Origin of the sequence: Streptomyces sp. NPDC101110 (assembly GCF_044759525.1) — a bacterium.
Classification (GTDB): domain Bacteria; phylum Actinomycetota; class Actinomycetes; order Streptomycetales; family Streptomycetaceae; genus Streptomyces.
On sequence record NZ_JBIVZM010000015.1, the window covers coordinates 261,378 to 268,438 of the forward strand.

Sequence of the window (7,061 nt, forward strand, 5' to 3'; positions counted from 1 at the left end):
CGGCCACCCTCCGTGACTCCCGCACCGCTCGGCTCAGCCCGCCGCCACCCCGCGGGACCGCGCACACACCTGCGCGAGCGCCTCGGCCGTCACCGGCGACACGACGCCCTCCTCCGTGACGATCGCCGTCACCAGCTCGGGCGGCGTCACGTCGAACGCCGGGTTGTACGCCTGCGTCCCCAGCGGCGCCACCGGAATCCCCCCGCCCGCCTCCGCACCGACCACCGGCACCTGCGGCGCCGTCACCTCGGTCACCTCGTGCCCGGGCCGCTGCTCGACCTCGACGGACGCCCCGTCCGGCGTGTCCAGGTCCACCGTCGTCACCGGTGCCACCACGATGAACGGCACATGGTGGTACCGCGCCAGCACCGCCAGCGGATAACTCCCGACCTTGTTGGCCACCGAGCCGTCCGCCGTGATGCGGTCCGCCCCGATCAGCACGGCGTCCACCTCCCCCGCGGCGAACAACGACCCCGCCGCGTTGTCGGTGAGCAACGTGTACGCCATTCCGCTGCGAGCCGCCTCGTACGCCGTCAGGCGGGCGCCCTGCAGCAACGGCCGCGTCTCGTCCACCCACAGCCGCCGCAGCCGCCCCGTCCGGTGCGCCGCGAGCGCCACCGCGAACGCCGTCCCCTCCCCGCCCGACACCAGCGAACCGGTGTTGCAGTGGGTGAGGACCCGATGCCCGCCGCCGGGCAGCAGCTCGTCGAGCAGCGCCAGCCCGTGCTCGGCCATCCGGCCACTGGCCTCGGCGTCCTCCCGGTGCAGCTGCCGCGCCGCCGCCAGCGCCGCAGCGGCCGCATGCCGCACGTCACCGCCCTTGGCGAGCGCCGCCTCGTGTGCCGACTGCGCCCGGCGCACCCCCACGGCCAGGTTCACCGCGGTCGGCCGGGCACCCGCCAGCGCGGCCGCCGCCTCGTCCACGTCGAAGCCCCGCACGGCGGCGAGCGCGACACCGTACGCCCCCGCGATGCCGAGCAGCGGCGCCCCGCGCACCGCAAGCGAGCGGATCGCCTCCACGAGCGCCGACGCATCCGTACAGACCAGTTCGACCTCCTCGGCCGGCAGCCTCGTCTGGTCCAGCAGGACCAGAACAGGACCTTCCGGTGGCTCTTCCCAGCGGATCGCCGGGATCTCGGTCGGCCGCTTGTCATCGCCGCTGTGCGCGTACTGATCAGCCATGCCGTCAGTCTGCCCCTAATCGAGCGGACAATTGAAGGTACGCAGCCCATACCGCGGCCGGTCACTCGAAGACCACCCCATGGCACGATGGCTGCCAACCTGCCGCCGCGACCGCGGACGGGCACCGTGAAGGAGCGACGATGAACGACACTCCGGGCTGGGCCTCGCCCGGATCCGCCCCGTCCGACGGACAGAAGCCGGACCAGTCCGGCCCTGCCCAGCCCACCGACCGCCCCGCCCCCGCGCAGCCCGCGGACCAGCCGGCCCAGGCCCCGCAGAGCCAGAGCCCGCAGTGGTCCAAGGAACAGCCACCCCCGGCCCAGTGGTCCGCCCCCAGCGGCCCGAGGGCCCCCGGCCAGGCACCGCCGCCCCCGCCCCCCGGCCCGGGCTGGGGCCAGAGGCCCCCCGGCGGATACGGCCCCGCGGGCCCCGGAGGCTACGGCGCCCCCGCAGGCCACGGCTGGGGAAGCGGCTGGGGCGGCCCCCCGCCCGCCGCCAAACCCGGCGTCATCCCGCTCCGCCCGCTCGGCGTGGGCGAGATCCTCGACGGCGCGGTCTCCACCATGCGCACCTACTGGCGCACGGTCCTGGGCATCTCGCTGACCGTCGCCGTCCTCACCGAGGTCATCGTCGTCCTGTTCCAGGGCCTCGTCCTGGACGACACCAGCACCGACGCCCTCAACGACCCCAGCGCCAGCCTCAGCGAGCTGAGCCGCGCCATGGGCGACGCCCTGCTCAACTCCACCGTCGTCTTCGTGATCTCCCTGGTCGGCACCGTCATCGCGACCGCGCTGCTCACCACCGTCACCAGCCGCGCCGTGCTCGGCAAGCCCGTGACCATCGGCGAGGCCTGGCGGGACGCCCGGCCCCAGGTCCTCAAACTGTTCGGCCTGATCTGCCTGTTGCTGCTCATCACCGCCGGCATCGTCACCGTCGGCACCCTGCCCGGCATCCTCGTCGGCATCACCGTGAACGGCGGGGCGGGCGTCGGCCTCACCGTCCTGGGCGTCATCGGCGCCGGCATCGTCGCCCTGTGGCTGATGATCCGCTTCTCCCTCGCCTCGCCCGCCCTCATGCTGGAGAAGCAGGGCATCAAGAAGGCCCTGAGCCGCTCCGCGAAGCTCGTGCAGGGCACCTGGTGGCGGATCTTCGGCATCCAGCTGCTCGCCACGCTCATCGCGAACGTCGTCGCCTCGATCATCGTCATCCCCTTCACCCTCCTCGCCGCGGCCCTCAGCGGCGACGGTCTCACCGGCTGGCTCAACACCGGTGTCGGCAGCCTGGGCTGGACGTTCCTCATCGTCAGCGGCATCGGGTCGGTGATCGGCTCCATGATCACGTTCCCGATCACGGCGGGTGTCACCGTGCTCCTCTACATCGACCAGCGCATCCGCCGCGAGGCCCTCGACCTCGAACTGGCCCGCGCCGCCGGCGTCCAGGGCTACGGCTCCACCGCCCCCGGCGCCACCCCGGGGAGCTGATGCGGTGATCCTGGCGGGGGAACCTCTCACCACGGCGCTGCCACGCGCCGGCATACGGACGCTGCTGAGCGCCCACGACAGCGCACTGCTGTCCGCGGCCCGCTCCGCCGACGAGCCGCCCCTCACCACGCCGCGCGACCCCGCGCGCGAGGCGGCCCGGCGCGAACTGTCCAAGCGGATGTACCACGAGAACGACCCCAGCCTGTTCCAGCGCGCCCTCGACGCCTTCTGGGAGTGGCTCGGCAAACTCCTCAACGCCGCCTCGGACGCCGCCCCCGGCGGCACACTCGGCCTGGTCGTCATCGTCGTCGCCGTCGTCGCCGTCCTGGCCGCCCTGTGGTGGCGCCTGGGCACCCCACGCCGCCAACCCACGTCGTCGGCAACCCTGTTCGACGACCGCCCCCGCAGCGCCGCCGAACACCGCGCCGCCGCCGAGGCACACGCCGCCCAGGGCCACTGGAGCCAAGCCGTCCAGGAACGCATGCGGGCCGTCGTCCGCGCCCTCGAAGAACGCGCCCTCCTCGACATCCGCCCCGGCCGCACCGCCGACGAGGCCGCAGCCGAAGCCGGCCGCGCCCTGCCCGCCCACACCGACCGACTGCGCACCGCCGCCCGCGACTTCGACGACGTCACATACGGCGGCCGCTCCGCGACCGAAGAGTCGTACCACCGCACCGCCGAACTCGACCGCGAACTGGAACGCACCAGACCCCAACTCGCGACGAGCAGCGCCGCCACGGCCCCCCACACCCGCCAGGGAGCCGCCGAATGACCACCGAGGCCACCCTCACGTCCACCTCGGCCTCGCCCACCGCCCGCCAGGTGTGGACCCGCGCGCGCGGCATCGCCCTCGCCCTCGTGGTGCTCCTCGCAGGAGCCGTCGCCATCGCCGTCATCCGCTCCGACGCCCGGCACGGCGAACTCGACCCCCGCTCCGCCGACCCCGGCGGCAGCCGCGCCATCGCCGAACTCCTCGCCGACCGGGGGGTGGACACCCGCGTGGTCACCACCCTCGACGAAGCGGCAGCCGCGGCCGGCCCGGACACGACCCTCCTGGTCGCCGTCCCCGACTTGTTGACGCCCGGTCAACAGACGCGGCTCCACGCCGCGTTCGCCGAATCCCACGGCCGCACCGTCCTGGTCGCCTCCGGCAGCGCCTCCATCGAACGGCTCGCCCCCGGCGTCACCGCCGACCCCGCCACCAGCCTCGACTCGACGCTCGCCCCCGACTGCGCCCTGCCCGCCGCCCGGCGCGCCGGCACGGCCGACACCGGCGGCGTCCGCTACAGCACCACCCACCTCGGCGCCGACACCTGCTACCCCAGCGAACGCCTGGCCACCCTGCTGCGCATCCCCGACAAGAGGGGGACCGGCGACACCATCGCCCTCGGCGCGCCCGACATCCTCCAGAACGACCGCCTCGACGAGCAGGGCAACGCCTCCCTCGCCCTCCAACTCCTCGGCTCCCGCCCCCATCTGGTCTGGTACCTCCCCTCACTTTCGGACACGCCGGCCACCGGCCCCGACGACGAACGCAGCTTCTTCGACCTGCTCCCCTCGGGCTGGCTCTGGGGCACCCTGCAGCTCTTCATCGCCGCAGCCCTCGCCGCCCTCTGGCGGGCACGCCGACTCGGCCCCCTGGTGCCCGAAAAACTCCCCGTAGCGATCCGCGCCTCCGAAACCGCCGAAGGCCGCGCCCGCCTCTACCGCAAGACCGACGCCCGCGACCGCGCGGCCACCGCTCTCCGCTCGACGACCCGCACCCGCCTCGCCCCCCTCACCGGTGTCCCCGTCGCCCAGGCGCACACGCCCGAGGCTCTGCTCCCCGCCCTGTCCGCCCACCTCCACGGCGACGGCCAGGACATGCACACCCTTCTCTTCGGACCACCGCCCAGCGACGACGCAGCACTCATCGCACTCGCCGACCGACTCGACGCCCTCGAAAGAGAGGTACGCCGTCCATGATGGACCCGACCACTGACAACGCCGGGCAGACCGGGGACCCGGGCACCGCCCGAGACGCCCTGGAGGCCCTGCGCGCCGAGATCGCCAAGGCCGTGGTCGGCCAGGACCCCGCCGTCACCGGTCTCGTCGTCGCCCTGCTCTGCCGCGGCCACGTCCTCCTCGAAGGCGTCCCCGGCGTCGCCAAGACCCTCCTGGTCCGCGCCCTCGCCTCCGCCCTCGAACTCGACACCAAGCGCGTCCAGTTCACCCCCGACCTCATGCCGAGCGACGTGACCGGCTCCCTGGTCTACGACACCCGCAGCGCCGAGTTCTCCTTCCAGCCCGGCCCCGTCTTCACCAACCTCCTCCTCGCCGACGAGATCAACCGCACGCCCCCCAAGACCCAGTCGTCCCTCCTCGAAGCCATGGAGGAACGCCAGGTCACCGTGGACGGCACCCCCCGCCTCCTGCCCGACCCGTTCCTGGTCGCAGCGACCCAGAACCCGGTCGAGTACGAGGGCACCTACCCCCTCCCGGAAGCCCAGCTGGACCGCTTCCTCCTCAAGCTCACCATCCCCCTCCCCTCCCGCCAGGACGAGATCGACGTCCTCACCCGCCACGCCGAGGGCTTCAACCCACGCGACCTCCACGCCGCCGGCGTACGCCCCGTAGCGGGCCCGGCCGACCTGGAAGCGGCCCGCGCGGCGGTCGCCAAGACGATCGTCTCCCCAGAGATCACCGCCTACGTCGTCGACATCTGCCGCGCCACCCGCGAGTCGCCGTCCCTGACCCTCGGTGTCTCCCCACGAGGCGCCACGGCCCTCCTCGCCACCGCCCGCGCCTGGGCCTGGCTGACCGGCCGCGACTACGTCATCCCCGACGACGTGAAGGCCCTGGCCCTCCCCACCCTCCGCCACCGCGTACAACTGCGCCCGGAGGCCGAGATGGAAGGCGTGACAGCCGACTCCGTCATCAACGCGATCCTCGCCCACGTCCCCGTCCCCCGCTGATGGCACTCACCGGACGCGCCGCCCTCCTCGCGGCACTGGGCTCCCTCCCCGTCGGCATCTGGGAGCCCAGCTGGACGGGCATCCTGGCGGTCAACGCACCCCTGGCCGTGGCCTGCGCATGCGACTTCGCGCTGGCCGCCCCCGTACGCCGACTGGGACTGACCCGCTCCGGCGACACCTCGGTGCGCCTCGGCGACACGGCAAACGTGACCCTCACCATCACCAACCCGTCCCGCCGTCCCCTCCGCGCCCGGCTGCGCGACGCCTGGCCTCCCAGCAGCTGGCAGCCCGGCACGGAGACAGCGGGCTCCCGCCACCGCCTCACGGTCCCACCGGGCGAACGCCGCCGCGTGACCACACGCCTGCGCCCCACCCGCCGGGGCGACCGCCAGGCCGACCGCGTCACCATCCGCTCGTACGGCCCCCTCGGTCTCTTCTCCCGCCAGGGCACCCACAAGGCCCCTTGGACCGTGCGTGTCCTGCCTCCGTTCACCAGCCGCAAGCACCTGCCCTCGAAACTGGCCCGCCTGCGCGAACTGGACGGCCGCACCAGCGTCCTCACCCGCGGGGAGGGCACGGAGTTCGACAGCCTGCGGGAGTACGTCCCAGGCGACGACACCCGCTCCATCGACTGGCGCGCCACAGCCCGCCAGACCACGGTCGCCGTGCGCACCTGGCGCCCCGAGCGGGACCGCCACATCCTCCTGGTCCTCGACACCGGCCGCACCTCGGCGGGCCGCGTGGGCGACGAGCCCCGCCTCGACGCCTCCATGGACGCGGCCCTCCTCCTCGCAGCCCTCGCCTCCCGTGCCGGCGACCGCGTGGATCTCCTCGCCTACGACCGGAAAGTCCGCGCTCTCGTCCAGGGCCGAACCGCGAGCGACGTCCTTCCCGCTCTGGTCAACGCGATGGCCACCCTCGAACCGGAGCTCGTCGAGACGAATGCCCGGGGTCTGACGGCGACTGCCCTGCGTGCGTCTCCCCGCCGTTCGCTGATCGTCCTGCTCACGACTCTGGACGCGGCTCCCATCGAAGAGGGTCTGCTTCCGGTTCTCTCTCAGCTCACACAACGCCACACGGTCCTGTTGGCTTCGGTGGCGGATCCGCACATCGGCGAGATGGCCAAGGAACGCGGAAACGTCGATGCCGTTTATGAGGCCGCCGCGGCCGCCCAGGCCCAGTCGGAACGTCACCGCACCGCGGAGCAACTCCGCCGCCACGGCGTCACGGTCGTCGACGCCACACCGGACGATCTGGCGCCGGCCTTGGCGGACGCGTACTTGGCTTTGAAAGCAGCCGGACGCCTGTAGTTATCAACGAGCTCCCCGAGAGGGGAGCTCTTACAAGGTGGCCCTGAACGCAGAAAACCCCGCATCCGAAGATGCGGGGTTTTCCCAAAAATTGTTCGGCGGCGTCCTACTCTCCCACAGGGTCCCCCCTGCAG

The 7,061-nt window shown here is 73.2% G+C and carries 6 protein-coding genes; 5 read left to right on the top strand and 1 reads right to left on the bottom strand.

Features of this window, described 5'->3' with window-relative positions:
• Positions 1-33: 33 nt before the first annotated feature.
• Complete coding sequence (gene mtnA / locus ACIQU3_RS30965; RefSeq protein WP_403744445.1) at positions 34-1,182, bottom strand: S-methyl-5-thioribose-1-phosphate isomerase; 1,149 nt, start codon at positions 1,180-1,182, stop codon at positions 34-36.
• A 140-nt stretch (positions 1,183-1,322) separates the two neighbouring features.
• On the opposite strand from mtnA, the gene ACIQU3_RS30970 reads away from it, so the two are divergent.
• The 5 genes from ACIQU3_RS30970 to ACIQU3_RS30990 are packed head-to-tail and all read left to right on the top strand — an operon-like array spanning position 1,323 to position 6,927.
• The gene (locus ACIQU3_RS30970) at positions 1,323-2,663 is read left to right on the top strand and encodes a glycerophosphoryl diester phosphodiesterase membrane domain-containing protein (protein ID WP_403744448.1); all 1,341 of its coding nucleotides are present in this window, start codon (positions 1,323-1,325) and stop codon (positions 2,661-2,663) included.
• A gap of 4 nt (positions 2,664-2,667) precedes the next feature.
• Positions 2,668-3,435: a DUF4129 domain-containing protein gene (locus tag ACIQU3_RS30975; protein ID WP_403928857.1), complete on the top strand. Its 768-nt coding sequence runs from the start codon at positions 2,668-2,670 to the stop codon at positions 3,433-3,435.
• Positions 3,432-4,628 carry a DUF4350 domain-containing protein gene (locus ACIQU3_RS30980; RefSeq protein ID WP_403928859.1) on the top strand — a complete coding sequence of 399 codons (1,197 nt, stop codon included), beginning with the start codon at positions 3,432-3,434 and terminating at the stop codon, positions 4,626-4,628. The genes ACIQU3_RS30975 and ACIQU3_RS30980 overlap by 4 nt, the downstream gene beginning before the upstream one ends.
• Positions 4,628-5,617 carry an AAA family ATPase gene (locus tag ACIQU3_RS30985; RefSeq protein WP_403928863.1) on the top strand — a complete coding sequence of 330 codons (990 nt, stop codon included), beginning with the start codon at positions 4,628-4,630 and terminating at the stop codon, positions 5,615-5,617. The genes ACIQU3_RS30980 and ACIQU3_RS30985 overlap by 1 nt, the downstream gene beginning before the upstream one ends.
• A complete protein-coding gene (locus ACIQU3_RS30990) occupies positions 5,617-6,927 on the top strand; it encodes a DUF58 domain-containing protein (RefSeq protein ID WP_403928865.1) in 1,311 nt (436 codons plus the stop codon). The genes ACIQU3_RS30985 and ACIQU3_RS30990 overlap by 1 nt, the downstream gene beginning before the upstream one ends.
• Positions 6,928-7,061 lie beyond the last annotated feature (134 nt).